Source organism: Pseudomonas sp. PS02302, from assembly GCF_029959585.1.
In the GTDB taxonomy this organism is placed as follows: Bacteria; Pseudomonadota; Gammaproteobacteria; order Pseudomonadales; family Pseudomonadaceae; genus Chryseomonas; species Chryseomonas aestiva.
This window is the reverse complement of sequence record NZ_JASCON010000056.1, coordinates 1-25,955: the sequence shown is the minus strand read 5'-3', so window position 1 is coordinate 25,955 and position 25,955 is coordinate 1. Positions and strand designations below refer to the sequence as shown.

At 64.9% G+C, this 25,955-nt stretch carries 30 protein-coding genes; 26 read left to right on the top strand and 4 right to left on the bottom strand.

Translation table 11 applies throughout. The annotated features are described in order from the left end of the window. Nucleotides 1-3: 3 nt before the first annotated feature. The 11 genes from fliJ (at nucleotide 4) to flhB (ending at nucleotide 8,070) form a co-directional block, all read left to right on the top strand. The gene (gene fliJ, locus QMX82_RS17760; RefSeq protein ID WP_133862397.1) at nucleotides 4-447 is read left to right on the top strand and encodes a flagellar export protein FliJ; all 444 of its coding nucleotides are present in this window, start codon (nucleotides 4-6) and stop codon (nucleotides 445-447) included. Nucleotides 448-492: 45 nt separating this feature from the next. After that, nucleotides 493-849, top strand: coding sequence for an Hpt domain-containing protein (locus QMX82_RS17755; protein ID WP_282286021.1), 357 nt, complete (start codon nucleotides 493-495; stop codon nucleotides 847-849). A 76-nt stretch (nucleotides 850-925) separates the two neighbouring features. Beyond that, nucleotides 926-2,326, top strand: coding sequence for a flagellar hook-length control protein FliK (locus QMX82_RS17750; RefSeq protein ID WP_282286019.1), 1,401 nt, complete (start codon nucleotides 926-928; stop codon nucleotides 2,324-2,326). A 119-nt stretch (nucleotides 2,327-2,445) separates the two neighbouring features. Beyond that, complete coding sequence (gene fliL / locus QMX82_RS17745; protein WP_208691998.1) at nucleotides 2,446-2,967, top strand: flagellar basal body-associated protein FliL; 522 nt, start codon at nucleotides 2,446-2,448, stop codon at nucleotides 2,965-2,967. Between the two features lie 8 nt (nucleotides 2,968-2,975). Further along, nucleotides 2,976-3,947, top strand: a complete 972-nt coding sequence (gene fliM / locus QMX82_RS17740) for a flagellar motor switch protein FliM (protein WP_183629224.1) — start codon at nucleotides 2,976-2,978, stop codon at nucleotides 3,945-3,947. Between the two features lie 55 nt (nucleotides 3,948-4,002). Next, complete coding sequence (gene fliN, locus QMX82_RS17735) at nucleotides 4,003-4,458, top strand: flagellar motor switch protein FliN (RefSeq protein ID WP_133862393.1); 456 nt, start codon at nucleotides 4,003-4,005, stop codon at nucleotides 4,456-4,458. A gap of 3 nt (nucleotides 4,459-4,461) precedes the next feature. Beyond that, the gene (gene fliO / locus QMX82_RS17730; RefSeq protein ID WP_133862392.1) at nucleotides 4,462-4,875 is read left to right on the top strand and encodes a flagellar biosynthetic protein FliO; all 414 of its coding nucleotides are present in this window, start codon (nucleotides 4,462-4,464) and stop codon (nucleotides 4,873-4,875) included. Then, nucleotides 4,872-5,669 (top strand): flagellar type III secretion system pore protein FliP, encoded by a 798-nt coding sequence (fliP, locus tag QMX82_RS17725; RefSeq protein ID WP_282286008.1) that lies wholly within the window; start codon nucleotides 4,872-4,874, stop codon nucleotides 5,667-5,669. Before fliO ends, fliP begins: the two co-directional genes overlap by 4 nt. Nucleotides 5,670-5,697: 28 nt before the next feature. Beyond that, on the top strand, nucleotides 5,698-5,967 hold the full coding sequence (fliQ, locus tag QMX82_RS17720; protein WP_208691996.1) for a flagellar biosynthesis protein FliQ: 270 nt from the start codon (nucleotides 5,698-5,700) through the stop codon (nucleotides 5,965-5,967). A 3-nt stretch (nucleotides 5,968-5,970) separates the two neighbouring features. After that, on the top strand, nucleotides 5,971-6,747 hold the full coding sequence (fliR, locus tag QMX82_RS17715) for a flagellar biosynthetic protein FliR (protein WP_282286006.1): 777 nt from the start codon (nucleotides 5,971-5,973) through the stop codon (nucleotides 6,745-6,747). A gap of 174 nt (nucleotides 6,748-6,921) precedes the next feature. Continuing rightward, nucleotides 6,922-8,070, top strand: coding sequence for a flagellar biosynthesis protein FlhB (gene flhB / locus QMX82_RS17710; RefSeq protein WP_208691994.1), 1,149 nt, complete (start codon nucleotides 6,922-6,924; stop codon nucleotides 8,068-8,070). Here flhB and sodC read toward each other — a convergent pair. Beyond that, a complete protein-coding gene (gene sodC, locus QMX82_RS17705; protein WP_282286001.1) occupies nucleotides 8,063-8,590 on the bottom strand; it encodes a superoxide dismutase [Cu-Zn] SodC in 528 nt (175 codons plus the stop codon). The two genes, flhB and sodC, sit on opposite strands and share 8 nt — an antisense overlap. Nucleotides 8,591-8,839: 249 nt before the next feature. On the opposite strand from sodC, the gene flhA reads away from it, so the two are divergent. The 14 genes from flhA to QMX82_RS17635 all read left to right on the top strand — a co-directional run bounded on the left by flhA (nucleotide 8,840) and on the right by QMX82_RS17635 (nucleotide 23,085). Further along, nucleotides 8,840-10,942, top strand: a complete 2,103-nt coding sequence (gene flhA / locus QMX82_RS17700) for a flagellar biosynthesis protein FlhA (RefSeq protein WP_261794020.1) — start codon at nucleotides 8,840-8,842, stop codon at nucleotides 10,940-10,942. Between the two features lie 10 nt (nucleotides 10,943-10,952). Next, nucleotides 10,953-12,284, top strand: coding sequence for a flagellar biosynthesis protein FlhF (gene flhF, locus QMX82_RS17695; protein WP_282285998.1), 1,332 nt, complete (start codon nucleotides 10,953-10,955; stop codon nucleotides 12,282-12,284). Between the two features lie 92 nt (nucleotides 12,285-12,376). After that, a complete protein-coding gene (gene fleN / locus QMX82_RS17690) occupies nucleotides 12,377-13,207 on the top strand; it encodes a MinD/ParA family protein (RefSeq protein ID WP_208691989.1) in 831 nt (276 codons plus the stop codon). Next, nucleotides 13,204-13,944, top strand: coding sequence for an RNA polymerase sigma factor FliA (gene fliA, locus QMX82_RS17685; protein ID WP_027597968.1), 741 nt, complete (start codon nucleotides 13,204-13,206; stop codon nucleotides 13,942-13,944). The genes fleN and fliA overlap by 4 nt, the downstream gene beginning before the upstream one ends. Nucleotides 13,945-14,031: 87 nt before the next feature. After that, the gene (locus QMX82_RS17680) at nucleotides 14,032-14,406 is read left to right on the top strand and encodes a chemotaxis response regulator CheY (RefSeq protein WP_169853335.1); all 375 of its coding nucleotides are present in this window, start codon (nucleotides 14,032-14,034) and stop codon (nucleotides 14,404-14,406) included. Between the two features lie 19 nt (nucleotides 14,407-14,425). Continuing rightward, complete coding sequence (locus QMX82_RS17675; RefSeq protein WP_208691986.1) at nucleotides 14,426-15,214, top strand: protein phosphatase CheZ; 789 nt, start codon at nucleotides 14,426-14,428, stop codon at nucleotides 15,212-15,214. Nucleotides 15,215-15,240: 26 nt separating this feature from the next. After that, nucleotides 15,241-17,463 carry a chemotaxis protein CheA gene (locus tag QMX82_RS17670; RefSeq protein ID WP_282285986.1) on the top strand — a complete coding sequence of 741 codons (2,223 nt, stop codon included), beginning with the start codon at nucleotides 15,241-15,243 and terminating at the stop codon, nucleotides 17,461-17,463. Nucleotides 17,464-17,545: 82 nt separating this feature from the next. Beyond that, on the top strand, nucleotides 17,546-18,664 hold the full coding sequence (locus QMX82_RS17665) for a protein-glutamate methylesterase/protein-glutamine glutaminase (RefSeq protein WP_282285984.1): 1,119 nt from the start codon (nucleotides 17,546-17,548) through the stop codon (nucleotides 18,662-18,664). 34 nt (nucleotides 18,665-18,698) lie between these two features. Next, a complete protein-coding gene (locus QMX82_RS17660) occupies nucleotides 18,699-19,439 on the top strand; it encodes a flagellar motor protein (RefSeq protein ID WP_282285982.1) in 741 nt (246 codons plus the stop codon). An 11-nt stretch (nucleotides 19,440-19,450) separates the two neighbouring features. Next, nucleotides 19,451-20,314 (top strand): flagellar motor protein MotD, encoded by an 864-nt coding sequence (gene motD / locus QMX82_RS17655; RefSeq protein ID WP_282285980.1) that lies wholly within the window; start codon nucleotides 19,451-19,453, stop codon nucleotides 20,312-20,314. Nucleotides 20,315-20,349: 35 nt separating this feature from the next. Further along, entirely contained in the window at nucleotides 20,350-21,138 is a 789-nt protein-coding gene (locus QMX82_RS17650; protein WP_208691981.1) for a ParA family protein, read from the top strand. Between the two features lie 57 nt (nucleotides 21,139-21,195). Next, complete coding sequence (locus QMX82_RS17645; RefSeq protein WP_282285974.1) at nucleotides 21,196-22,116, top strand: chemotaxis protein CheW; 921 nt, start codon at nucleotides 21,196-21,198, stop codon at nucleotides 22,114-22,116. A 73-nt stretch (nucleotides 22,117-22,189) separates the two neighbouring features. After that, the gene (locus tag QMX82_RS17640) at nucleotides 22,190-22,669 is read left to right on the top strand and encodes a chemotaxis protein CheW (RefSeq protein ID WP_007160357.1); all 480 of its coding nucleotides are present in this window, start codon (nucleotides 22,190-22,192) and stop codon (nucleotides 22,667-22,669) included. Further along, nucleotides 22,669-23,085 (top strand): DUF2802 domain-containing protein, encoded by a 417-nt coding sequence (locus QMX82_RS17635; protein WP_208691979.1) that lies wholly within the window; start codon nucleotides 22,669-22,671, stop codon nucleotides 23,083-23,085. The genes QMX82_RS17640 and QMX82_RS17635 overlap by 1 nt, the downstream gene beginning before the upstream one ends. Nucleotides 23,086-23,109: 24 nt before the next feature. Here the strand turns inward: QMX82_RS17635 and QMX82_RS17630 are convergent, their stop codons facing one another. Then, a complete protein-coding gene (locus QMX82_RS17630) occupies nucleotides 23,110-24,033 on the bottom strand; it encodes an aspartyl/asparaginyl beta-hydroxylase domain-containing protein (protein WP_282285972.1) in 924 nt (307 codons plus the stop codon). Nucleotides 24,034-24,203: 170 nt separating this feature from the next. Between QMX82_RS17630 and QMX82_RS17625 the strand changes: the two genes are divergently transcribed. Beyond that, nucleotides 24,204-24,743 (top strand): DUF2058 domain-containing protein, encoded by a 540-nt coding sequence (locus tag QMX82_RS17625; RefSeq protein ID WP_208691977.1) that lies wholly within the window; start codon nucleotides 24,204-24,206, stop codon nucleotides 24,741-24,743. Between the two features lie 9 nt (nucleotides 24,744-24,752). Here the strand turns inward: QMX82_RS17625 and QMX82_RS17620 are convergent, their stop codons facing one another. Together QMX82_RS17620 and QMX82_RS17615 are read right to left on the bottom strand one after the other, a co-directional pair. Next, complete coding sequence (locus QMX82_RS17620) at nucleotides 24,753-25,397, bottom strand: YciC family protein (RefSeq protein WP_208691976.1); 645 nt, start codon at nucleotides 25,395-25,397, stop codon at nucleotides 24,753-24,755. A gap of 30 nt (nucleotides 25,398-25,427) precedes the next feature. Beyond that, nucleotides 25,428-25,955: a cysteine hydrolase family protein gene (locus QMX82_RS17615; RefSeq protein ID WP_282285960.1), complete on the bottom strand. Its 528-nt coding sequence runs from the start codon at nucleotides 25,953-25,955 to the stop codon at nucleotides 25,428-25,430.

Genomic DNA, 25,955 nt, shown 5'->3' with positions numbered 1-25,955 from the left:
ATCATGAAAGGCAGAGCCGAGCGTCTGGGTCCGGTGGTGGAGATGAGCGAGCGCGACGAGCGCGACGCCGCCCAGCGCCTGGGACAATGCCAGCAGCAACTGGCCCAGGCCGAGTTCAAGCTGGGTGAATTGCAGCGCTATCGCGAGGATTACCAGCAGCGCCTGGTGGTCAATGGCAGCCGTGGCGTCACCGGGCAGTGGCTGATCGGCTATCAGCGCTTTCTCAGCCAGCTGGAAGAGGCGATCGGCCAGCAGGAGCGCAACGCCCAGTGGCACCGCGACGTAGTGGCCAAGGCACGCACCCAGTGGCAGGAGCGCTATGCCCGCCTCGAAGGCCTGCGCAAGCTGGTCGAGCGCTATCGCCAGGAGCAGCGCCAGGTCGAGGACAAGCGCGAACAGAAACAGATGGACGAATACGCCCAGCGGGCGCGCTCGACCTATATCTAGGCCAGCCCCCGCCTTCGTTCCTTCTTTTGCTCAGTGAGAATGCCGATGTTTTCCTCCCATCTCGATCCGGAAACGCTCGCCGCCCTGCGCGACTGCATGGAGGAGGAGTACGTCGATCTCATCGAAACCTTTCTGCTCGATTGCGAAGAGCGCATCGCCGAACTCAAGCGCAGCGTAATCGGTGGCGATACCGAGCAGGTCCGCCAGCTGGCGCACAGCTTCAAGGGTAGCGCCGGCAACATGGGCGCCGCGCCCCTGGCCCGGCTGTGTCGGGACGTGGAGGAGGGTGCGCGGCGCCGGGCGACCACCGCTGAACTGGCCATGGGGGTTTCCGCCATGGAGCGCGAATTCGCCATTGTCCGCATCCTGTTCAAGGTCGAGCGGCAACGTTACGCGGGCTGACCTCGTCAAAGCGCTGGCGTTTCCAGCTGGCGCGCAACTTGCTAGATACCCGGAAACCCGTCGTTCGGAGCTCTCCATGGCCGTCGTGCCCGATTTTCTTTTGAATACCGCCACCTCTCCAGCCGGCACCGGCCGGGCGGCGGCCAAGACCCCCTCCCAGGATCGCCCGGCAGCCCAGGAGCGGTTCGCCGATGTCTTTGCCCAGGAGCAGCCACGTGAGCCGGTCCGCAGCGAAAAGCCGCGCGACACCAGCGACAGCAAGGCCCCGACCCAGGCGCGCAAGAACGAAGCCGGGCGGGCCCGGGAGGGCGATGACCGAGTGAAGCGCTCCGGCGATGACGACCGCACCGCGGACGCCAAGCCCCAGGCCGACAGCACCGCCAAGAGTGGCGAGGAGTCGGCAGCCGCTGCCGACGATGGCGGCAAGACCTTGCCGGTGGCCCAGGGCGAAGACGCCAAGGCGCCGGTAGCTGCGCTACTGGATCCGCTGTTCATGTTCGGCATGACCGGCCAGTTCCCGCAACCCGTGGCCACGCCTGCACCTGCACCTCAGCTGCCGACCGGGACGGCGGCGGAAGCGGCTGCCACCGCCACCACCCAGGCCCTGGATCCGGCGGCGCTGCTGGGCGCTGCCGTGGCTACCGTAGCCCAGACGACCGCCACGGGGGTGGGGACCGGCGCAACGGCGGCCCCGGCCAAGGCTGGCGAGCAGCAGGCCGCGGACGACGGTCTGGCGCAACTGCTGGGGCAGGTGCCCCAGGCACAGGGTGACGCCGCCAAGGCCGCTACCAACGCCAACAACCTGGCGGCCACGCAGCTGCAAGGCCTGCTGCCGGCTGATGGCGCCCCCGCTCCGGCGGCGGATCAGGCGGCCAGCGCGGCCCTGGCCGCGACCCTGGACAAGGGTGATGGACAGGACGCGGCGGTACCGAGCAAGACCGATGCCTTCGCCGACAAACTCACCGCCCTGTCGCAAGCCCTCAGCACGCCCGCGGCGACAGCTCGCCCGGTCACGGCCACGGTGCCTGGCCAGCCGCTCAGCCCGCAGGCAGGCAACTTCAGCGAGGCAGTGGTCGACAAGGTCATGTGGATGTCCAGCCAGAATCTCAAGACCGCCGACATCCAGATGGAGCCGGCGCAACTGGGCAAGCTGGAGGTGCGGATCGACATGACCCAGGACCAGACCCAGGTCACCTTCGCCAGTCCCCACGCCGACGTGCGCGAGGCGCTGGACAATGGCAGCCAGCGTCTGCGCGAACTCTTCGCCCAGCAGGGCATGAACCTCGCCAACGTCAACGTTTCCGATCAGTCGTCCGGTCAGGCCTGGCAGCAGTCGCAGCAGGGCGGTCAGAGCGATAATTCGCGTCGCGGTAGCCGTGGCGCGGGTGGGAGCGAGGACGAAGCGGTGGCGAATGTCGCGGAAACCCGTGGCGCGGCGACGCTCGCGGCGCGCAGTCTGGTCGACTACTACGCGTGACGGGCCGCCGGCTGCCAGGTGACAGCCTCGGCCGCACCTGCTATATCCCCCTTGTATCAATAGGTTAGCTGCGTCACCCAACAGGGGTGACGCGCAGCACAGGATTCGGTCGAGCACTTATGGCGAAGAAGCAGGCCCCTGCGGCAGAGGGTGCAGCCGCGGAAGGCAAGGGCAAGGGCAAGCTCAAACTCATCATCATCATCGTCGTGGCCCTGCTGCTGGTCATTGGCGCCTCGGTGGGCGCGACCTGGTTCCTGCTCGGCAAGAAGAGCGCCGAGCCCGAACACGCCGCGCCGGCCGCTCCGGCGGCACCCGTGCATCTGGCGGCGGTCTACCAGGCGCTGGTGCCGGCCTTCGTGGTCAACTACAACGCCGATGGTCGCCAGCGCTACATGCAGGTCACGGTGACCCTGATGGGGCGCGACCAGGCGCAGATGGATGCGCTCAAGGCGCAATTGCCGCAGGTCCGCAACCAGCTGGTGATGCTGTTTTCCGGCCAGGACTTCAACAGCCTCCTGACGCCGGTGGGCAAGGAGATGCTGCGTCAGCAGGCCACCAGCAAGGTTCAGGAGCTGGCGAAGAAACTGACCGGCCAGACTGTCATCGAACAGGTATTGTTCACCAATCTCGTCCTGCAATAGGTAACACCATGGCCGTGCAAGATCTGCTCTCTCAGGATGAAATCGATGCCCTGCTGCACGGGGTCGACGATGGCATCGTCGAGACCGAGACCGATGCCGAGCCGGGCACCATCAAGGGCTATGACCTCACCAGCCAGGATCGCATCGTCCGCGGACGGATGCCGACCCTGGAGATGATCAACGAACGCTTCGCCCGCTATACCCGGGTCAGCATGTTCAACCTGCTGCGGCGTTCGGCGGACGTTTCCGTGGGCGGGGTGCAGGTCACCAAGTTCGGCGAGTACATCCACTCGCTGTACGTGCCCACCAGCCTCAACATGGTCAAGATGAAACCCCTGCGCGGCACCGCGCTGTTCATCCTCGATGCGCGGCTGGTGTTCAAGCTGGTGGACAACTTCTTTGGCGGCGACGGTCGTCACGCCAAGATCGAAGGCCGCGAATTCACGCCCACCGAACTGCGCGTGGTGCGCATGGTGCTCGACCAGTGCTTCGTCGACCTCAAGGAAGCCTGGGGTGCCATGCTCGACTGCCAGTTCGAGTACATGAACTCCGAGGTCAACCCGGCGCTGGCCAACATTGTCAGCCCCAGCGAAGTGGTGGTGGTGAGCACCTTCAACATCGAACTGGATGGCGGCGGCGGCGAGCTGCACGTGACCATGCCCTATTCGATGATCGAGCCGATCCGCGAGATGCTCGACGCCGGCTTCCAGTCCGACGTCGATGACCAGGACGAACGCTGGGTCAAGGCCCTGCGCGAGGACCTGCTCGATGTGCGCGTCCCGCTGGAGGCGACGGTTGTCCGGCGCCAACTCAAACTCCGCGATATCCTCAACATGCAGCCCGGCGACGTGATTCCGGTGGAGATGCCGGACGAGATGCTCATGCGAGCCAACGGCATGCCCACCTTCAAGGTCAAGATGGGCGCGCGCAAGGGCAACCTGGCCCTGCAGATTCTCGAACCGGTCAGCCGCAGCCGCTGAGCGACAACCGTTTTCTTGTCCGGGCCGAGGCCCGGCCTAGCACGAGACCCAGACGATGGCAGACAACCCCGAAGAACAAGCCCTGGCGGACGAGTGGGCCGCGGCCCTGGCCGAAGCCGGTGACGCCAGCCAGGACGACATCGACGCTCTGATGGCGCAGGGCACCCAGGTCGAAGCCCCCAAGCCGCCCAAGGCGCCGGTGGAAGAATTTGGTCAGAGCAGTGGGGGTTTGGCAGTGACTGGCATGGAAGGTCCCAACCTGGATGTGATCCTGGACATCCCGGTGACCATCTCCATGGAGGTCGGCCACACCGACATCTCCATTCGCAACCTGCTGCAACTCAACCAGGGCTCGGTCATCGAGCTCGACCGTCTGGCTGGCGAGCCGCTGGATGTGCTGGTGAATGGTACGCTGATCGCCCACGGTGAAGTGGTGGTGGTGAACGAGAAGTTCGGGATCCGCCTGACCGACGTTATCAGCCCCACGGAACGTATCAAGAAGCTGCGGTGATCCATGAAGAGTCTGCTCCTGCCGCTGGGTCTCCTGCCCCTGACCGCGCGTGCCGCCGAAGCTACCTCGCCGGGGCTGGACGTGGGGGCTCAGGTCGGTCAGCTGCTGCTCGGCCTGCTGCTGGTGATCGCGCTGATCCTCGGTCTGGCCTGGCTGGTGCGCCGGGTGCAGCAGCAGGGGCCGCGTGGCCAGCAGGTGATCAAGGTGATCTCCACCCAGCACCTGGGTCCGCGCGAGCGACTGGTCCTGGTGCAGGTCGGCCAGGAGCAACTGCTGATCGGCGTCGCCGGCGGCCGGATCACGCCGCTGCACAGCCTGCGCGAGCCGGTGCGCCTTGGCGAGACCGAAGCGCCGGCGCCGGAATTCGCCCAGCGCCTGCTGGAACTCATCAGCCGCGACCCCAAGGCGAAACCATGACCCCTTTGCGTCTACCGGCCGGTCTGGGGCGCACCCTGGGCTGGCTGCTGGGCCTGGCCGTGCTGCTGTTCGCGCCCCTGGCGCTGGCGCAGCAGGCCGGGCAGGCCAATCCGCTGTCGATTCCGGCCATTACCCTGAGTACCAATGGTCAGGGGCAGCAGGAGTATTCGGTCAGCTTGCAGATCCTGCTGATCATGACGGCGCTGAGCTTCATTCCAGCGTTCGTCATGTTGATGACCAGTTTCACCCGCATCGTCATCGTCTTCGCCATCCTGCGCCAGGCGCTGGGCCTTCAGACCACGCCGTCCAACCAGGTGCTGGTGGGCATGGCGCTGTTTCTCTCGCTGTTCATCATGGCGCCGGTGTTCGACCGCATCAACACCACCGCCGTGCAGCCCTATCTGAACGAACAACTCAGCGCCCAGGATGCCATTGCCCGCGCCCAGGTGCCGATGAAGGACTTCATGCTGGGGCAGACCCGGCAATCGGACCTGGACCTGTTCATGCGGCTGTCCAAGCGTACCGACATTCCCAGTGCCGATCAGGCGCCCTTGTCGATCCTGGTGCCGGCCTTCGTCACCTCCGAACTCAAGACCGCCTTCCAGATCGGCTTCATGATCTTCATTCCCTTCCTGGTCATCGACCTGGTGATCGCCAGCGTGCTGATGGCCATGGGCATGATGATGCTGTCGCCGATGATCATCTCCCTGCCGTTCAAGCTGATGCTGTTCGTCCTGGTGGATGGCTGGGCGCTGATCATGGGTACCCTGGCCAGCAGCTTCGGTACCGTCTAGCGGTGCCCCCTTTGCATGGAGAAGCGAAATGACCCCTGAAGTCGCCGTTGATCTGTTTCGCCAGGGCCTCTGGCTCACCGCCTTGCTGGTGGCGGTGCTGGTGGTGCCGAGTCTGGTCGTCGGCCTGATCGTGGCGGTTTTCCAGGCGGCAACGCAGATCAACGAACAGACCCTGAGCTTTCTGCCGCGGCTGATCGTCACCCTGTTGACGCTGATCGTGCTGGGACCCTGGATGGTCAGGCAATTGATGGAGTTCATCCAGACCTCGGTCGCCAACATCCCGCGGCTGATCGGCTAGCCCATGCTCGCCCTCAGCGACGCCCAGATCGGCGGCTGGGTCGGCAGCTTCCTGTTTCCGCTGTTTCGCATCGCCGCGCTGCTGATGACCATGCCCATCATCGGCACCACGCTGGTCCCGGTGCGGGTGCGGATGTATCTGGCGCTGGCCTTGAGCCTGGTGCTGGTGCCGACCCTGCCGCCGATGCCGCAGGTGGACGCCATCAGCGTCCAGGCTTTGCCGCTGATCGTCGAGCAGATCCTCATCGGCGCGGTGATGGGCTTCAGCCTGCAGCTGTTCTTCCACGTCTTCGTGGTGGCCGGGCAGATCATCTCGACCCAGGCGGGCCTGAGCTTCGCGTCCATGATCGACCCGGTCAACGGCGCCTCGGCCCCGGTGATGGGCCAGTTCTTCACCATGCTGGTGACGCTGCTGTTCCTGGCCATGAACGGCCATCTGGTGGTGTTCGAGATCCTCGCGGAAAGCTTCGTCACCCTGCCGGTGGGGGACACCCTGAGCGTCGAGCACTTCTGGCAGGTCGCCGGGCGACTGGGCTGGGTCTTGGGCGCCGGTATCCTGCTGGTGCTGCCCGCCATCACCGCCTTGCTGGTGGTCAACATCGCCTTCGGCATCATGACCCGCGCGGCGCCGCAGCTGAACATCTTTTCCGTCGGCATGCCGCTGATCGTGGTGCTGGGCATGATCATCGTCTGGCTAGGCACCGCCGACATTCTCTCCCACTATGAAAGTCTCGCCACCGAGGCGCTGCAATGGCTGCGCGAACTGGCCCGAGAACGCTAATGGGGTGTCCCAAAAGTTGTCTGCACAATCTTGGCGGCGCTTTTTCGGCCTTAACGGCGTTGCCACTCCTCGCGATGGCCCTGCCATGACGCGTCGCGGCGCCTTGCCTAGGTCAAAAAACACTCGCCAACTCTTGCGCGAACCTCTGAGACACCCCACTAGGAGATACGCCGCATGGCTGAATCCGATGGCGAAGACCGCACAGAAGACCCCACGGAGAAACGCAAGCGTGATTCCCGGGAAGAGGGTCAGCTCCCGCGATCACGCGAACTCGGTACGGTGGCGGTCATGCTCTCGGGGGTCGGCGGTCTGCTGATGTATGGCGCCTTCCTCGGCGGCAAGCTGCTGGAGGTGATGCGCAGCAACTTTTCCCTGCGTCGGGAAGAGGTCATGGACGAGCGCTTCATGGGCACCTTCCTGCTGGCCTCGGGCAAGGCGGCGATGATTGGCATGCTGCCGATGATCGTCCTGGTGGTGATTGCCGCGATCATTGGCCACATCGCCCTGGGCGGCTTTTTGTTTTCCGGCAAGGTGCTGGCGCCCAAGCCGAGCCGGATGAATCCCATGTCCGGCATCGCCCGGATGTTTTCCAAGCATTCCCTGGTGGAGCTGCTCAAGGCGCTGGGCAAGTTCTTCATCATCCTGGGCGTGTCGGTGATGGTGCTGATGAGCGAACGCACGGCGCTGCTGCAGATCGCCAAGCTGCCGACCGAGCAGGCGCTGCTGCACAGCATGCAGGTGGTGGGGCATGCCACCCTGCTGCTGGCCATGGGGCTGCTGATCATCGCCGCGGTGGACGTGCCCTTCCAGATCCTCAGCAATCGCAAGAAGCTGATGATGACCAAGCAGGAGATCAAGGACGAGTACAAGGACAGCGAGGGCAAGCCCGAGGTCAAGGGCAAGATTCGCCAGATGCAGCGGCAGATGGCGCAGCGGCGGATGATGGCCGAGGTACCCAACGCCGATGTGGTCATCACCAACCCGACCCACTTCGCCGTGGCGCTCAAGTACGACGCGGCCAAGGGCGGGGCGCCGGTGCTGGTGGCCAAGGGCAGCGATTTCACCGCGCTGAAGATCCGCGAGATCGCCCAGGAACACCAGGTCTCCCTGCTGGAGTCGCCGGGGCTGGCGCGGGCGGTGTATTTCTCCACTGAAGTGGATCAGGAGATTCCGGCCGGCCTCTATGTGGCCGTGGCCCAGGTTCTGGCCTATGTCTATCAGCTCAGACAGTTCCGCGCCGGACGTGGGCGCAAGCCCAAGCTGTCCGATCTGCCCATCCCGCCGGATCTGCGGCGGGATGAGGAGGGGAAGGCGCCTACTTGATGACGCCGCAGGCGACACGTGCGCCGCCACCGCCCAGTGGCTTGGGCTGGTCGGCGTAGTTGTCGCCACCGGCATGCACCATCAGTGCATGGCCCTTGAGCTCTTCGAGCCGCTTGAGGCGCGGCGCCAGCACCGGCTGGGTAGCCTGGCCGTCGGCGGTCACATAGAGCGCCGGCAATTCGCCCAGGTGGCCGTCGTCCGACCAGGGCGCGCTGTGCTTGCCGGTGTTGCGCGGATCCAGATGGCCGCCCGCAGCGCCACCTGCGGTCAGGGTGCCATTCACCTCGGCCGCGCCGCAGTTGGGCTTGGTATGGACATGGAAGCCATGGATGCCGGGCTCCAGGCCCTTGAGATCGGGCGTGAAGACCAGGCCGTACTTGGAACGGGTCACCTGTACGATGCCGACGCTTTCGCCTACGCCGTCGGTCGTGACCTTGTTCAGCGGGATCGTCAGGGACTCAGCCGCCTGGGCGGTTCCGACCAGACAGGTGGCCAACAGCGTCGCGGTCCAGATTTTCATGGTGATGTTCCTCGGATAGGCGCGCTAGCGCGGGTCCTTAGACAGACTCATGGCTTCCGCTCGCGGTTCAGCCGACGGTTTCGGTGATCTGTAACCCGTCCTGTATTACCCCTGGGAAAACCTTGCTGATTCAAGGTCTTGGACAGTTGGCCCGGAGCTTGCTCAAGCCCCTGCGAACAGTGCGCTGCGTCAACTTTCCGTGACGAAGGCACCGGCAAGCGAGGAATGGGTGTGAAAGTCGACAAATCCATGATGATGGGCAACATGCGCGGTCTGGCTCGCGGCAACCTGGGCGTGCCGCTGGCCGTCCTGGCGATGCTCGCCATGATGACCCTGCCGATGCCGCCGTTCCTGCTGGACGTGCTGTTCACCTTCAACATCGCCCTGTCGATCGTGGTCCTGCTGGTCAGTGTCTACGCGCTGCGGCCGCTGGACTTCGCGGTCTTCCCGACCATCCTGCTGGTGTCGACCCTGCTGCGCCTGGCGCTGAACGTGGCCTCGAGCCGCGTGGTGCTGCTGCACGGCCAGGACGGTCACGACGCCGCGGGCAAGGTCATCCAGGCCTTCGGCGAGGTGGTGGTCGGCGGCAACTACGTGGTCGGTGCGGTGGTGTTCGCCATCCTCATGATCATCAACTTCGTGGTAGTGACCAAGGGTGCCGGCCGTATCTCCGAGGTATCGGCGCGTTTCACCCTGGACGCCATGCCCGGCAAGCAGATGGCCATCGACGCCGACCTGAACGCCGGCATCATCGACCAGACCGAAGCCAAGAAGCGCCGGACCGAAGTGGGCCAGGAAGCCGACTTCTACGGTTCCATGGACGGTGCCAGCAAATTCGTCCGCGGTGACGCCGTCGCCGGTCTGCTGATCCTCTTCATCAACCTTATCGGCGGCATGGCCATCGGCATGGCCCAGCACGGTCTGCCGTTCGGTGAAGCGGCGCGTATCTACGCCCTGCTGACCATCGGTGACGGCCTGGTCGCCCAGGTCCCCTCGCTGCTGCTGTCGGTCGCCGCGGCCATCATGGTGACCCGTGTGTCCTCGGCCGAGGACATGGGCCAGCAGGTCAATCGTCAGATGTTCGCCTCGCCCAAGGCGCTGGCGGTCTCGGCCTTCATCATCATCGCCATGGGCCTGGTCCCGGGCATGCCGCACCTGCCGTTCCTCGGTCTGGGCGGCGGCGCCGCTGCCGGTGCCTGGCTGATCTACAAGCGTCAGCGCCAGGCCAAGCAGACCGCCGAGGTGGAAGCCAAGCAGCAGCAGGACCTGGCGCCCGTACAGCGTCCGGCCGAGGCCAAGGAGCTGGGCTGGGATGACGTCACCCCGGTGGATATGGTCGGTCTGGAAGTCGGCTACCGGTTGATCCCCATGGTCGATCGCAACCAGGGTGGCCAGCTGCTGGCGCGGATCAAGGGCGTGCGCAAGAAGCTGTCCCAGGACCTTGGCTTCCTCATGCCGTCGGTGCACATCCGTGACAACCTGGACCTGCTGCCCAACGCCTATCGTCTGACTTTGATGGGCGTCAGTGTGGCCGAGGCCGAGATCTATCCGGATCGCGAACTGGCCATCAACCCCGGTCAGGTCTACGGCTCCCTCAACGGCGTCGCCGCCAAGGATCCGGCATTCGGTCTGGAGGCCGTCTGGATCGACGTCACCCAACGCGACCAGGCCCAGTCCCTCGGCTACACCGTGGTCGACGCCAGCACCGTGGTCGCCACCCACCTCAACCAGGTGCTCTTCAAGCACGCCCACGAGTTGATCGGTCACGAGGAAGTCCAGCAATTGCTGCAGGTGCTGGCCAAGAGTTCGCCCAAGCTGGCCGAGGAGCTGGTGCCCGGCATCGTTTCCCTGTCGACCCTGCTCAAGATCCTCCAGCAGCTGCTGCAGGAGCAGGTGCCGGTCCGCGATATCCGTACCATCGCCGAAGCCATCGCCAACGTCGGGCCGCGGAGTCAAGATCCCGCCGCCATCGCGGGTGCCGTGCGGGTCGCCCTGTCCCGTGCAATCGTCCAGAACATCGTGGGAATGGAGCCTGAGCTGCCTGTTATCACCCTTGAGCCAAGGTTGGAACAGATGTTGCTAAGTAGTATGCAGAAGGCCGGTCAAGGCGCCGAGGACGGCATGTTCCTCGAGCCTGGCATGGCTGAAAAACTGCAGCGTTCCCTTATCGAGGCAGCGCAGCGTCAGGAAATGATGGGTAAGCCAGTGGTGCTGCTGGTAGCCGGTGCGATCCGCGGGATGATGTCCCGCTTCGCCCGGATGGCAGCACCGAACATGAGTGTTCTGGCCTACCAGGAAATTCCGGACAACAAGCAGGTCACCATCGTCGCTACCGTTGGCCAGAATGGCTGAGGTCTAGATCATGCAAGTCAAACGTTTCTTCGCTGCCGATATGCGTCAAGCCATGAAGCTGGTACGCGACGAGCTGGGCCCGGATGCCGCCATCCTCAGCAACCGCCGGGTCGCCGGCGGGGTCGAGCTGACCGCGGCGCTGGACTACCAGGCTCCGGCACCGGCTGCGCCCAACGCGGAGCTGCAGGCGGAGTTGCGCAAGACCCATGCGAAGATTGCCCAGGCCCATGCCGACCTCAGTATCCGTGCGCCGGGCGTGCCCTCGGCCGCGCCAAAGGACAAGCAGCTGCTGGGCGCCATCAGCGCCGCCGACAGCCGTCGCGAGCCGGTGATCGCCCCGCCGCGTGCCCCTCAGCCCGCCGCCGCTGCTGCGCCTGCCGCCAGTGCCGCGCCGGAAGACCGCCGCGCCCTGGAAGCCATGCGTAGCGAACTCAGTGGCCTACGTGAACTGCTGGAAGTTCAGCTCGGCTCCATGGCCTGGACCCAGGTGCAGTCCACCCGTCCGCAACAGGCCGGCCTCTGGCGCCGTCTGCAGCGCATGGGCCTGCCCGCCGATCTGGCCCGCCACCTGCTCGACAGCGTCGCCAAGATCCAGGACCCGCGCCATGCCTGGCGCATGCTGCTGGCCAATTTCGCCCAGCTGGCCAAGACCACCGACGCCAAGATCCTGGAGGAGGGCGGTGTCGTCGCCTTCGTCGGTCCGGCCGGCATGGGCAAGACCACCACCCTGGCCAAGCTCGCCGCCAACTACGTGCTCAAGTACGGCCCCCAGAGTCTGGCGCTGGTCAGCATGGACAGCTTCCGCATCGGTGCCCAGGAGCAGATCAAAACCCTCGGCCGCATCCTTGACGTGCCGGTCACCCTGGTCGATCCGGGCCAGTCCCTGGCCCAGGCGCTGGCACCTCTGGCGCGCAAGCGCCTGGTATTGATCGACACCGCGGGGATGCCCGCCAATGATCCGGCGCTCAAGGTGCAGCTCGAAGCCCTGGCCAACCGTCAGTTGAAGATTCGCAATTATCTGGTACTGGGTGTCACCAGCCAGAGCCAGGTGCTCAAGGCGGCCTACCATAGCTATCGGCGCTGCGGCCTGAGCGGCTGCGTGCTGACCAAGCTGGACGAAGCCGCCAGTCTCGGCGAAGCCCTCGGCCTGGCTATCAGCCAGCGCCTGCCGGTGGCCTACATCGCCGACGGCCCGCGCATTCCGGACGACCTGCACCCGGCCCGCAGCCACCAGCTGGTGAGCCGTGCGGTGAGCCTGCAGGCTCCCGAGGAGCCGAGCGAAGAAACCATGGCTGGCATGCTTGCCGGCCTGTATCAGAGCAATGCCCGCCGCGCCGGTTAGCGCAGACGAACGGTAGTGGTGCATCGCATGCCTGGGCACGCCAAATGCACTTGGTCTAAAGTGTGACGGATTTCAATCAAAGGTATCAGGCAATGGGTAGCATGCATCCCGTCCAAGTCATAGCGGTCACGGGCGGTAAAGGCGGTGTCGGCAAGACCAACGTGTCGGTCAACCTGGCCTTGGCCCTGGCCGATATCGGGCGGCGCGTCATGCTGCTCGACGCCGACCTGGGCCTCGCCAACATCGACGTTCTGCTCGGCCTGTCGCCCAAGCGCACCCTGGCCGACGTCATCTCCGGCGAGTGCGAGCTGCGCGACGTGCTGCTGCAGGGCCCGGGCGGCATCCGTATCGTCCCGGCGGCCTCGGGCACCCAGGCGATGGTCAATCTGACGCCGGCCCAGCACGCCGGTCTGATCCAGGCCTTCAGCGACATCAGCGAGAACCTCGACGTGCTCATCGTCGATACCGCCGCCGGCATCGGCGACCAGGTGGTCAGCTTCGTTCGCGCCGCCCAGGAAGTCCTGGTAGTGGTGTGCGATGAGCCCACCTCCATTACCGATGCCTACGCCCTGATCAAGCTGCTCAATCGCGACCATGGCGTCACCCGTTTCCGGGTTCTGGCGAACATGGCGCTGACGCCCCAGGAAGGTCGCAATCTCTTTGCTAAGCTGACCAAGGTGACCGACAGATTCCTGGATGTCGCCCTGCAGTATGTGGGCGCCATTCCGTTCGACGAGGCGGTGCGCAAAGCCGTGCAGAAACAGCGCCCCGTGTTCGAAGCCTTTCCGCGTGCCAAGGCCTCGCTGGCCTTCCGTGCGGTAGCTCAGAGAGTCGATGGCTGGCCGTTGCCCGCCAATCCGCGCGGCCATCTCGAGTTCTTTGTCGAGCGCCTTGTGCAACCAGCCATCGGTACCCACGCATGACAGCATCCAGCGGGCTTCGCATGTACAGCAAAACCTCGGAACGTACCCAGCAGGAGCAACTCATCAACCGCTACGCGCCGTTGGTGAAACGCATCGCCTACCACCTCCTGGCGCGTCTGCCGGCCAGCGTGCAGGTCGAGGACCTAATGCAGGCCGGCATGATCGGTCTGCTGGAGGCCTCGCGCAAATATGACGCCGGCAAGGGCGCCAGCTTCGAGACCTACGCCGGCATCCGCATCCGCGGCGCCATGCTCGACGAGGTTCGCAAGGGCGACTGGGCGCCGCGCTCGGTGCACCGCAACACGCGCATGGTCACCGACGCCATTCGCGCGGTGGAAGCGCGCACGGGTCGCGACGCTAAAGATTCCGAAGTCGCGGCCGAACTTAAATTGAGTCTGGATGAGTACTACGGCATCCTTGGCGACACCATGGGGAGTCGCCTGTTCAGTTTCGACGACCTCATGGAGGGTGGTGAGCATGGGCTCGAGGAGAGTGGTTCGCATGAACTCGAACCCGGTCGCGGTCTGGAAGACGAGCGCTTCCGCAAGGCCCTGGCCGACGCCATCGCCAATCTTCCGGAGCGTGAACGTCTGGTGCTCTCGCTGTATTACGACGAGGAACTCAACCTCAAGGAAATCGGCGAGGTGCTGGGCGTGAGCGAGTCACGCGTCTGCCAACTTCACAGTCAATGCGCGGCACGCCTGCGGGCGCGGCTGGCGGAATGGCGTTCGCGTTAACCGGCTGGTACTCAGGCTACTACGATTGCTTAGGCGCGCCCTGCGGCGTGTGTGCGGATTAGGACGGAGGTCGACTTGGACAAGAACATGAAAATCCTCATCGTGGACGATTTTTCCACGATGAGACGCATCATCAAGAATTTGCTGCGCGATCTGGGATTCACCAATACCGCCGAAGCAGACGACGGCAATACCGCTCTGCCGATGTTGCAGAGCGGCAACTTCGATTTTCTCGTCACCGACTGGAACATGCCCGGCATGACCGGCATCGACCTGCTGCGCCAGGTACGCGCCGATGCGCGCCTGAAGACCCTGCCGGTGCTGATGGTGACCGCCGAGGCCAAGCGTGAGCAGATCATCGAAGCCGCTCAGGCCGGCGTGAACGGCTATGTGGTCAAGCCTTTCACCGCCCAGGTGCTGAAAGAAAAGATCGACAAGATCTTCGAGCGGGTGAACGGCTGAAGAAAGCCGCGGGGACGTTATGGATCAGCTTGGCACCAACAGCTTCAGCGACTTCGAGTCGAATCTAAAACAGCACGCCCAGGAGCTGGTGAAATGCCTGGAAAGTGGCGATTTCACCCAGGCCGTGCATGTCATCAATGAACTCAACCAGTTGCGTGACCGGGGTCTCTACCAGGAAGTCGGCAAGCTGACCCGCGAGTTGCACAACGCCATCGTCAACTTCGAGATCGATCCGCGCGGCATGGCCGGCGAAGAGGTTTCCCAGATCAGCGATGCCACCGATCGTCTCTCCTACGTGGTGAAGATGACCGAGAATGCCGCCAACCGGACCATGGATCTGGTGGAGGAGAGCGCCCCGCTGGTAGGCAACTTCGGTGACGAAGCCCGGGCCGTGCATACCGACTGGAAGAAGTTCATGCGCCGGGAAATGGGCGCGGACGAATTCCGCGAACTGGCCAAGCGCGTCGATGCCTTCCTCAGCCACAGCGAGAGCAGCGCCGAACAACTGTCCACCAAGCTCAACGACATTCTGCTGGCGCAGGACTACCAGGACCTTACCGGTCAGGTGATCAAGCGCGTGGTCAATCTCGTCGGGCAGATCGAGAAAGACCTCGTCAAGCTGGTGATGATGGCCAGCCAGGTCGATCGCTATACCGGCTTCAGTCACGATCACAGCGCGCTGATCGAACAGAATCGAAAAGAAAAGACGATGAAGGGTGAAGGTCCGCAGATTCATGCCGATAAGCGTGAAGACGTTGTGGCCGCTCAGGTCGACGTCGACGATCTTCTATCCAGTCTGGGCTTCTGACCCAGACCCTCTTGGGGAGTGCAGGAATGAGCTTCGACGCCGATGAAGAGATCCTCCAGGATTTCCTGGTAGAGGCCGGCGAGATTCTCGAACAGTTGTCGGAACAATTGGTCGAGCTGGAAAGCCGCCCGGATGACATGGATCTGCTGAACGCCATCTTTCGTGGCTTCCATACCGTAAAGGGCGGTGCCGGTTTCCTGCAGCTCCATACCCTGGTCGAGTGCTGTCATATCGCGGAAAACGTTTTCGACATCCTGCGCAAGGGCGAACGCCGCGTGGATGCCGAACTGATGGATGTGGTGCTGCAGGCACTGGATTCCGTCAACGAGATGTTTGGTCAGGTCCGGGAACGCGAAGAGCCGACCCCGGCCTCGCCCGAGTTGCTGGCGGCGCTGGCTCGCCTGGCCGACCCGGCCGGGAGCGCACCAGCACCGGTAGCGGCCGCGCCCGTGGCTGCCACTCCGGTGGCCGCGGCACCGGCGCCCGTCGCTGCTGCTGCAGCGGCCGAGCCGGAATTGAGCGATGCTGATTTCCAGAATCTGCTCGATGCCCTGGGCAGCGAGCCGGGCGCGGCAGCTGCCACTCCGGCAGCCGCCGGTGGCGACGACATCACCGATGACGAATTCGAAGCCCTGCTCGATCAGTTGCACGGCAAGGGCAGGTTCCAGGAAGCGCCGGTCGCTGCCGCAGCGCCTGCTGCTGTTGCCGCGAGCGGTGATGAGATCACCGACGACGAATTCGAGGCCCTGCTGGACGAATTGCACGGCAAGGGCAAGTTCGTCGCGAACGAGGCCGCGGCACCGGCCGCAGCAGCCCCGGCTGTAGCGGCTTCAGCAGCGGCGAGCGGTGACGAGATCACCGACGACGAATTCGAATCCCTGCTCGACGAATTGCACGGCAAGGGCAGATTCAGTGGTCCTGCGGCCGCTGCTGACGCTGTAGCCGCTCCTGCTGCTGCTGTTGCGCCGGCACCGGTCGCCGCGCCTCAGCCTGCACCCGCGCCTAAACCGGCTCCGGTTGCCGAGGTCGCGGTGCCCAAGCCAGCAGCGGCAGCGCCCGCCGAACGTCCCACCAGTGAGGCGGAGACCACCGTACGGGTCGATACCGCACGGCTGGACGAGATCATGAACATGGTCGGCGAGCTGGTACTGGTGCGTAACCGCCTGGTGCGTCTGGGCCTGAACAGCGGCGACGAGGCCATGGCCAAGGCCGTATCCAATCTCGACGTGGTCACCGCCGATCTGCAGACCTCGGTGATGAAGACCCGGATGCAGCCGATCAAGAAGGTCTTCGGCCGCTTCCCGCGCCTGGTCCGCGATCTGGCGCGCAGCCTGAAGAAAGAGATCAACCTGGAGCTGGTCGGCGAAGAAACCGACCTGGACAAGAACCTGGTCGAGGCCCTGGCCGATCCGCTGGTGCACTTGGTGCGCAACGCGGTCGACCACGGCATCGAAGGGCCAGCCGAGCGTGAAGAGAACGGCAAGTCCCGCGCGGGGCGTGTAGTGCTCTCCGCCGAGCAGGAAGGCGACCATATCCTCCTGTCGATCTCCGATGACGGCAAGGGCATGGACGCGGATCTGCTGCGCAACAAGGCCGTGGAAAAGGGCCTGCTCGACCGCGACGCGGCTGATCGCCTGACCGAGACCGAGTGCTTCAATCTGATCTTCGCCCCGGGTTTCTCCACCAAGGCCGAGATCTCCGACATCTCCGGTCGTGGCGTGGGCATGGACGTGGTCAAGACCAAGATCAGCCAGCTCAACGGCACCCTGAATGTCTACTCGACCAAGGGCCAGGGCTCCAAGATCGTCATCAAGGTGCCCCTGACGCTGGCGATCATGCCGACGCTGATGGTGATGCTGGGCAACCAGGCCTTCGCCTTCCCGCTGGTCAACGTCAACGAGATCTTCCACCTCGACCTGTCCCGCACCAACGTGGTGGACGGCCAGGAAGTGGTGGTGGTACGCGACAAGGCGCTGCCGCTGTTCTACCTCAAGCGCTGGCTGGTGCCAAATGCGGCCCATGTCGAGCAGGGGGAAGGGCATGTGGTGATCCTCTCGGTGGGTACCCAGCGCATCGGCTTCGTGGTCGATCAGCTGGTGGGCCAGGAAGAGGTGGTCATCAAGCCACTCGGCAAGATGCTGCAGGGAACGCCCGGCATGTCCGGAGCGACCATCACCGGCGACGGGCGCATCGCGCTCATCCTCGATGTGCCGAGCATGCTCAAGCGCTACGCCCGCCGCGGGCTCTGAGTCGGCCAGGTACGAGCGGCGTCGGGCCCTGGGCCCGGCGCCATCGGGTGGCCTGCGCCGCCCCAGTTAGGAGTTTCAACGTATGCCGGTAAAAGTACTGGTGGTGGACGATTCCGGCTTCTTCCGGCGTCGGCTCAAGGAAATCCTGGCGGCCGATCCCAACATCTCGGTGGTGGGCACGGCCAGTAACGGGCGCGAAGGGGTCGACCAGGCCCTGGCGCTGCGGCCCGATGTCATCACCATGGACTACGAGATGCCGATGATGGACGGCATCACCGCGGTCCGCCACATCATGCAGAAGTGCCCTACCCCGGTGCTGATGTTCTCCTCGCTCACCCATGAAGGCGCCCGGGTCACCCTGGATGCTCTGGATGCTGGCGCGGTCGACTTCCTGCCGAAGAATTTCGAGGACATCTCACGCAATCCCGCCAGTGTGCAAAAGCTGCTGTGCGAGAAGATCCACCATATTGCCCGTTCCAACCGGCGCTTCGCCGTGGCCCCCAGCGTCGCGCCGGCTGCGCCCGCGAGTGCCTCGACCGCGCCGGCCACTGCTCGCCCGGCGGCGCGTCCGGTGGCGCCCAGCAGCGCTCCTGCCAGCCATGCAGCCACGGCTCCGGCTTCGCCGCCGCCCAAGCGCAAGCATTATCGCCTGGTGGCCATCGGCACCTCCACCGGCGGCCCGGTGGCTCTGCAGCGGGTGCTTACCCAGCTGCCAGCCAATTTCCCGGCACCGCTGGTGCTGATCCAGCACATGCCGGCGGCCTTCACCAAGGCCTTCGCCGAGCGCCTGGACAAGCTCTGCCGCATCAGCGTCAAGGAAGCCGAGGATGGCGATCAGTTGCGTCCGGGCCTGGCTCTGCTGGCACCCGGTGGCAAGCAGATGATGGTGGACGGCCGCGGCACGGTGAAGATCCTGCCCGGCGACGAGCGCCTCAACTACAAACCCTGCGTCGACGTGACCTTTGGCTCCGCGGCCAAGGCCTATGCCGATAAGGTGCTGGCGGTCGTCCTGACCGGCATGGGCGCCGACGGCCGCGAAGGCGCGCGGATGCTCAAGCAGGTCGGCAGCCAGGTGTGGGCCCAGGACGAAGCGAGCTGCGTCATCTACGGCATGCCCATGGCCATCGCCAAGGCCAATCTGGCCGACGCCGTCTATGGCCTGGACGACATCGGCAGACACCTGACCGAGGCCTGTTCGTGACGGCAGGCGTTCACTGGCCAGAAGGGCATTGAGCGTGGATGTTCTCAGCCTCATCGGCATCCTGCTGGCCTTTACCGCCATCATGGGTGGCAACCTGCTGGAGGGCGGTTCCTTTACCGCCCTGGCCAACGCGCCGGCAGCGCTGATCGTGGTCGGCGGCACCCTGGGCGCCGTCCTGCTGCAGACCCGCCTGCCGGTGCTGCGCCGGGCCCTGACCATGCTGGCCTGGGTGTTCGTGCCGCCGCGGCTGGATCTCGCCGGCGGTATCCGCAAGGTGGTCAACTGGAGCAACGTCGCGCGCAAGGAAGGCCTGCTGGGTCTCGAACCCCTGGTCGCCCGCGAAGCCGATCCCTATGCCGCCAAGGGCCTGCAGCTGCTGGTCGATGGCACCGAACCCGAGGCCCTGCGCAGCATTCTCGAAGTGGATCTCTACGGCCAGGAAGATCGCGACATCGCCGCCGCCAAGGTCTATGAGGCCATGGGTGGCTATGCACCCACGGTCGGGATCATCGGCGCGGTGATGGGCCTGATCCATGTCATGCAGAATCTCGCCGATCCGTCCCAGCTGGGCAGCGGCATCGCCGTGGCCTTCGTCGCCACCATCTATGGTGTCGGCTTCGCCAACCTGCTGCTGCTGCCGGTCGGCAACAAGCTAAAGGCGCTGGCCCAGCAACAGTCGCGCTACCGGGAAATGCTGCTGGAAGGGCTGATGTCCATCGGCGAGGGTGAGAATCCCCGCTCCATCGAAATGAAGCTGCAAGGTTTTCTGGACTAGGAGGACGCCGCATGCCTCGTCGCCGCCGCCGTCCCGAAGAACACGAGAACCACGAGCGCTGGCTGGTCTCCTACGCGGACTTCATCACCCTGCTGTTCGCCTTCTTCGTGGTGATGTATTCCATCTCTTCCTTGAACGAAAGCAAGTACAAGGTGCTTTCGGACAGCCTGTCGGGCATCTTCAGCCAGCCGGAGCGTTCGCTCAAACCCATTCCCCTCGGCAATCAGCGTCCCGCGGGCGTGACACCGACGGTGATGGACGCCAGTGCCGCTCAGCCGGCCAGGGGCACCCCCAGCGACCCGCTGCAGCAGATCGCCGACAGCGTGCGCGCCACCTTCGGCGATCTCATCGCCGGTGACCAGCTGAACATCAAGGCCAGTGAGATGTGGCTGGAGATCGAACTCAGCTCCAATCTGCTGTTCGCCAGCGGCGACTCCCTGCCGAGCAATCCCGCCTTCGGCCTGATGGAGACGGTGGCCAAGATTCTGGCGCCGTTCAAGAATCCGATCCAGGTACAGGGCTATACGGACGACCGCCCCATCAGCACGGCGCTGTATCCCACCAACTGGGAGCTGTCCGCGGCGCGGGCGGCCAGTATCGTGCGGCTGCTGATCGGCAACGGCATCGCGCCGCAGCGCCTGGCCGTGGTGGGCTATGGCGCCTATCAGCCGGTGGTCGACAACACCAGCGACGTCAATCGCGCCCGCAATCGGCGCGTGGTCCTGCTGATCTCTCGCAATCTCGACCTGTTCCGGCCACAGAGCACCTTGCAAAATCCGTCGACTGGCACACAATCTGCAGCATCGCCTGGAGAACCGGCGCCCGGGGTGGCGCCTGTCAAATCTTCGTCGTCGGCCACCAAGCCGGCACCTTGACCCGGCTGGTCGTGTCGTCGGGAGGAAGTCTGCACATGAGAGTCTGGGCTGTCGCCAATCAGAAGGGTGGGGTGGGCAAGACCACCACCACCGTTGCCCTCGCCGGGTTGCTCGGCGATGAGGGCAAGCGCGTCCTGCTGGTGGATCTCGATCCCCACGGCTCCCTGACGAGCTATTTCGGTCAGGATCCGGACAGCCTCGAACACAGCGCGTTCGATCTGTTCCAGCACGGTGGCCAGGTTCCGGAAGGCCTGCCGAAGCGGCTGCTGTTGCCTACCAGCCATCCGCAGCTGTCGATGCTGCCGTCCAGTACCGCGCTGGCCACCCTGGAGCGTCAGTCGCCTGGCCAGAGCGGTTTGGGCCTGGTGATCTCCAAGAGCCTGGCACAGTTGTGGAACGACTTCGATCATGTGCTGATCGACAGTCCGCCGTTGCTTGGCGTGCTGATGGTCAATGCCCTGGCGGCCAGTCAGCACCTGGTGATTCCGACCCAGACCGAATTCCTCGCGCTCAAGGGGCTCGAGCGCATGGTCAATACCCTGACCATGATCAACCGCTCGCGCAAGCAGGCGCTGCCCTACACCATAGTGCCGACCCTGTTCGACCGCCGTACCCAGGCCTCCATAGGTACGCTCAAGGTGCTGCGCAGCACCTATCCGGCGCAGCTGTGGCAGGCCTTCATTCCCATCGATACGCGGCTGCGCGACGCCAGTCGTTCCGGGCAAGTGCCGTCGCGCCACGAGGTGAACAGTCGCGGCGTCATCGCCTACCGGGCGTTGCTGCGGCATCTGCTCGATGGGGCGCCCAGCAGCCAGGTCGCCTGATTCAAGTTTTCCACCCCGCCGGCCGATAGGCTGGACAACTCACCCACGTAGATCGCCATGAGCCAACCGACGTCCCTCGACAATCGTCCTCAGCGTGTCCTCCAAGGCTATCTCGATGCCCTGTTGCTGGACGCGTTCCTGGAACTGCCGACCGCCGAAGCCGCGCCGGTCGTGGCGCCCGCGGTGGCACCGGCGGCGACGATCGCCAGCGTGAGCGAAGACGAATTCGCCGCCGCGGTGCGCGAGGAGCTCGAACGGGACGCCGCGCGGCAACCCCGGGTCGTGCCGCTGGCCGCCCGTCGTGCCGGCGTCGCCCTGGCCGAACGCGCCCCGCCCGAGGGGCTGCAGTCGGCGCTCCCGGCGCCGTTGCCGCCCGAGACCGATATCGAGCTGGACTGGCGCGTCCCCGAACTGGCCCCCGCTACCGAGCCGGCGCGTCCGGTGGTGGAGGGCATTGCCCTCGGTACCCCGGCGGTGCAGCCCACCGCCGCGGCTGGCGTACCGCCCAGCGCCGTGCACCTGGAAGGTCGCCCCGAGTGGGGCGAAGAACCCTTCGAATGCCTGCTGTTCGACGTGGCCGGCCTGACCCTGGCGGCGCCCCTGGTGTGCCTGGGCTCCATCTACCCACTCACCGACGAAGAGTTGACGCCGCTGTTCGGTCAGCCAGACTGGTTCCTGGGCCTGCTACCCTGCCAGGCAGGCAACCTGCGCGTGCTCGACGCGGCGCGTTGGGTAATGCCCGAGCGCTACCGCGACGACTATCGCGAAGGCCTGAAATTCGTTATATCGCTGCAAGGCCTGGACTGGGGCCTGGCCGTGCATGGCGTCAGCCATTCGGTACGGCTGGACCCCGCCGAGGTCAAATGGCGGAATCAACGCGCTACCCGGCCGTGGTTGGCCGGTACGGTGATCGATCAGATGTGTGCGCTGCTGGATGTGGCGGCGCTCGCTGAACAGGTGGTGGGTGGCCGTCGCTAGGGCTGTCCGCTGCAACTAACCGGCGGGTTCGCCCGCTTCGCCGCACGTGCGGTATTTGACGAGGCTAGGGAACATGAAAAAAACGTCCGCACAGGGTTCCGAAGATCCGGTCCTGCAATGGGTCACCTTCCGCCTGGATAACGAGACCTACGGCATCAACGTGATGCAGGTCCAGGAAGTCCTGCGCTACACCGAAATCGCTCCGGTCCCGGGTGCGCCGAGCTACGTGCTGGGCATCATCAACCTGCGCGGCAACGTGGTGACGGTGATCGACACCCGTCAACGCTTCGGTCTGCTGCCTACCGAGGTCACCGACAACACCCGTATCGTCATCATCGAGGCCGACAAGCAGGTCGTCGGCATCCTGGTCGACAGCGTGGCCGAGGTGGTCTATCTGCGGCAGTCGGAGATCGAAACCGCACCGAACGTCGGCAATGACGAGTCCGCCAAGTTCATCCAGGGCGTGTGCAACAAGAACGGCGAGCTGCTGATCCTGGTCGAGCTCGACAAGCTGATGACCGAAGAAGAGTGGTCGGAGCTGGAAAGCATCTGATGCTCGTCGGGCTGATCCTGCTCAGCGTTGCCCTGGGGCTGGCCTGTGCCGGCCTTGGCGGTTGCTGCTGGTTGCTCTGGCAGCGCCAGCAGCAACAGGCGGCCAAGCTGGCCGAGCGGGAGACCCTGGTCGACAAGCGCATGCAGATCCTGCTCAAACGCCTGGAAACCTACCAGGCCGGGCAGGTACGCATGGGAGAGCAGGTGCAGGGGCTGGCCCAGGTGGTGGCACCCTTGCCCGATCGCCTGACCCAGATCGAGCAGAGCGATCCCACCAGTCTGTCATTTTCCCAGGCGGCGCGTCTGGTGGGGCTAGGCGCCAGCGCCGACGATCTCACCCAGGCCTGCGGCCTGTCCCAGGCCGAAGCCGAGCTGGTGGCGCGGCTGCATCGCCAGCGCCAGCAGCGTTCCGGCTGATCAGGCCGGCGCAGGATCGCAGTCTCAGCTGACGATCCAGTGGTACAGCGCGATCACCACCAGTACCGCCAGCACCGGCTTGGCGATGCGGTAGGCCTTGGGATGGCGCCGCTTGAATTTCTTCACGCCACCCCCGATGCGATCCCCGAATCTCTTGCTGAAGGCATAGGCCTGGTTGATGCCGCCGACGCGTTCCCCTTCGACGTTCTGTGGCGCCGTGGCGCTGCCGAGGAAACGGCTGACCGCCTGATTGACGCGGGTCAGCAGACGGCTGCGCAGCGGACGCTCGACATCGCAGAAGAGGATCACCCGGGTCTGGTCGGTCTCGTTCTTGACCCAGTGCACGTAGGTCTCGTCGAACATCACGTCTTCGCCGTCGCGCCAGGCATAGGGCTGGCCATCGACATAGATGCGGCAGGCGTCCGAGTTCGGCGTGGCCAGGCCCAGGTGGTAGCGCAGCGAGCCGCCGAAGGGATCGCGATGGGGATTCAGATGGCTTCCACCCGGCAGCAGGGCGAACATGGCGCCCTTGACGTTGGGGATCTGCCGCACCAGTTCGACGGTTCGCGGGCAGAGCGTCTGGGCGGAAGGCAGCGGCTCGCCGTACCAGGTCAGGTAGAAACGCTTCCAGCCCTTCTTGAAGAAGGAACCGAAGCCGGCGTCATTGTCCTTTTCCGCGGCGCGGATATAGCCCTCGTCGAACAACCGCAGAGCTTCGACGCGAATCTCCTGCCAGTTGTCCTTGAGCACGTCCAGCTCGGGAAAGCGACTGCGATCCAGATAGGGCTTGGACGGCACGCTGGAGAACAGGTACATCAGGGCGTTGTAGGGAGCGAACACCGCGGAGTGGTTGACCAGCTGGCGCAGAAACGGCAGCCGAGCACGTCCGCGAAGGTGGACGAAGAGCACGCTGGCGACGAAGAGCAGGACGATCGCGAAGGTAATCATGGGCGAATTGTGATCGGCAGCGCCCGAACCAGGGGCGGATAGGTAATGACCGCATTATTTCACCCCAGAGAAAGGCTTGCACTCGCTTCGTCGGCTGCGCAGGATGGACACCCTGGCGCGTGGCCGCTTTCGAGTCGCGCCCCCTTGGATGATCTAGACGAGTCGTATCGATGAGCATGTCCCTACGCGACCAGCTGCTGAAAGCCGGATTGGTCAATGAAAAGCAGGCCAAGCAGGCCGTCAAGCAGAAGCAGAAGCAGACCCGCATGGAGCAGCGCGGGCAGACGGAAAAGGACCGCTCCCAGGAGCTGGCCGTCCAGCAGGCCCAGGCGGAGAAGCTGGCCAAGGACCAGGAGCTCAATCGCGCTCAGGAAGACAAGAAGAAGCGCAAGGCCGAGCAGGCACAGATCAAGCAGCTGATCGAGACCAGCCGCCTGCCCAAGCTGAGCACCGAGGACTACTACAACTTCGTCGACGACAAGAAGGTCAAGCGCCTGTCGGTCAACGTCATGATGAGAGACAAGCTCAGCAAGGGCAGCCTGGCCATCGTGCGCTACGAAGGCCGCTACGAGGTGGTGCCCCGAGCTACCGCCGAGCGTATTCAGGAGCGCGATCCCAAGCGGGTGGTGCTGCTCAATGTGCAGAGCGGCGAGCCGGATCCGGACGATCCCTATGCCGCCTATCAGGTGCCGGATGACCTGATGTGGTGAATGGCCAGGTCAGGCGGTCTGCCTGACCAGCATGTAGATGCGGTAGACGGCGATGCTGGGGATCAGCTGCAGGAAACCCGAAAGGGTCTGCAGTGCGATCTCCGCTACCGCGGCCTCGGCGAAATGCTTGGTGATCCAGGCGTCGAGCAGCCAGGCCGGCAGGACCGTGGCCAGGATGCACGCAAGCAGGGTGAAGAAGTGCCCGCGGCTCAGCCGGAAGCTGCCACGCAGGGCGTCCAGCGGCGCCCGTCCCTCCAGCACCAGCAGATTCTCGGCGAAGGCCAGCTTGGCCATGATCAGAAAGCCCGGCACGATCAACAGCGAGAAGCCCAGCATCACCAGCCCCGAGGTCAAGGCCGCGAGGATGGCGAAGCGCGGCCAGAGCAGCAGTGCGGCGCCCCAGACGCCGCTCAGGCGCGGGGTATTGCCCTGAGTGCGTGCCTCCAGAAAAATCAGCAGGGCGGCGGTGTACAGCGGATAGCAGAGCAGGCTTACCAGCATGTCCCACAGGCCGCCGCTGGCGCCGAAGCGTTCCAGCACCTGATAGCGCAGCAGGGCTTCGAGCAGCAGCCAGGGCAGGGTGAGGACGGCCAGGGGCCGCAGATTGCGGGCAAAGAAAGACAACGAGTCGCGCAGGATATCGACAGGGTTCATGCAGCTCTTCCAGACGTTCAGGAGGGCAGTCTAGCAGGGCGACCCGTTCGTCCGCAGACGTTCGAGCATGGCCGCGCTGGAGGTGACGGTGGCGTATTCGCCGTGCAGATTGGCCATGGCCATCGCATGGACCTCCTCGGCGCTGCGCGGCCGACCGGCGAAGTCGGGCTTGGCGAAGGTGTAGCAGGCGTCTTCGGCGACCCAGGTGGTGAAATCCAGATTGCCGGCGCTACGTGCGGTGGCTTCCACCGAGTTCTCGCTGGCCACGCCGCAGATCAGCAGCGAGGCTATGCCGCGCTGATGCAGCCAGCGCTCCAGGCCACTGTTGGCGAAGGCGTCGGGGACCTGCTTGTCGAACACCGTCTCGCCAGGCAGCGGCGCCAGCGCCGGCTGGAACTGCACGCCCGGCTGTCCCGGCCAGAATACCGAGGTCGGACTGCGCGACAGGTGCCTGACGTGCAGCAAGGGCGCCCCGGCCTGGCGCCAGGCCGCCAGCAGGTCGCCCAAGCGCAACTCGGCGTCCAGGTGGTTGCGTGGGCCCAGGTGGGGCGCGCGGAT